Source organism: Cupriavidus sp. 10L43_2 (assembly GCF_056395265.1).
In genome coordinates this window covers 1-1,107 of record NZ_JBFTJE010000047.1, presented here as the reverse complement: position 1 = coordinate 1,107, position 1,107 = coordinate 1, and the positions used below count along the sequence as shown (strand labels likewise).

The window sequence follows — 1,107 nt, the reverse complement described above, 5'->3', positions numbered from 1 at the left end:
TCGGGGCTGGTGAAATCGGACGCGTCCAGCGTGACCTTGACGCGAACTCCATTCTCCCAACGATAGCCTTCGAGTTTCCGGATTGCGATGTGACTGTGTTCCGAACCCCGGTGCATGAAGTAGCGGGAGTGCTCATCCCACGCGGGCACGTTGAGATAGAGAAAAGGATGCGCATCCATGCTCTTCACCGCCTTGAGTTCGGCTTCGCGCGCAGAGATCTCCTTATTAAATGCATCGAGGGACATCATCTTCGTCTTGACCCGTGCGTCTTCCACGATGGCCGAGCCTTCGACGGTCATGCCTGCAGGCAGATCGATAAGATGGCGTCCCACACAACGCGGGGTCAAATTGGAAGTCATGGCATTCACGGTCTGTTGTTCCTGAGGCGTCAATGAAGGGGCTTTCCCACAAGCCGGTAGCGCCAGCGATGCGCCCAGGATCGCGCTGATCACCACATATCGTTTCATCATCGCGGCGCGCTCAGAAGGCATTCGGCCGGGGCCGCAGGGTTCGGGAGATGGCGTCCCAGACCGCGAGGGCCTCGGCGTCGGTCAGCGATGCGCGTCCGAGCGGACGATAGTCCGGAAGCGGATTCGCTGTATCCATTTCGAGCCGCACGAAAGGCGTCAGTACATCGTCCGCGAGCGCGTTCCCCTCCAGCGCAAAGAGGTGCCCGTGCACTTCCGTGGTGGGTCTTGGGCCTTCCAACAGCCATTCTTCTGCGTCGACGCCGGTCAATGCGACCTTTCCTTTACGAACCGTTCGCCCGCCCTCGACCTGCGACAACGCCTGCTCGATCTGACGATGCCTCTGCAGAAGCGAGTCCCTTTCAACGACACTTGAGTCCGTCAGAATGGTGAAACCGAGATCCTCATGGCTTGCAAGACGGAACCTCGACTTTGTGCGTTCCTCCTCGCGCGCCTTGCCGCGGATGTATCCGCGAGGGAGACATAATCCAGGCTCCGTTGGAATCTCGTCATCGGCCCGGCCGCGAAAATTCGTGAGCAGTTCAAAGACATGGTTGGCCTTTCGCGGCACACTGTTCTTGATTTCCATGCGCTGCACGATCGGGTTATCCGCCAGATCGGGGCTGGTGAAATCGGACGC

At 59.3% G+C, this 1,107-nt stretch carries 2 protein-coding genes; both read right to left on the bottom strand.

Features of this window, described 5'->3' with window-relative positions; all coding sequences use genetic code 11:
* Window positions 1–491 (bottom strand): hypothetical protein (locus tag AC1DEL_RS27535; RefSeq protein ID WP_477126495.1); only part of this gene is annotated, 491 nt, incomplete at its 3' end.
* The coding region (locus AC1DEL_RS27530; protein WP_477126494.1) for a T6SS immunity protein Tli4 family protein at window positions 481–1,107 on the bottom strand (627 nt) is incomplete at its 5' end. The genes AC1DEL_RS27535 and AC1DEL_RS27530, both read right to left, overlap by 11 nt.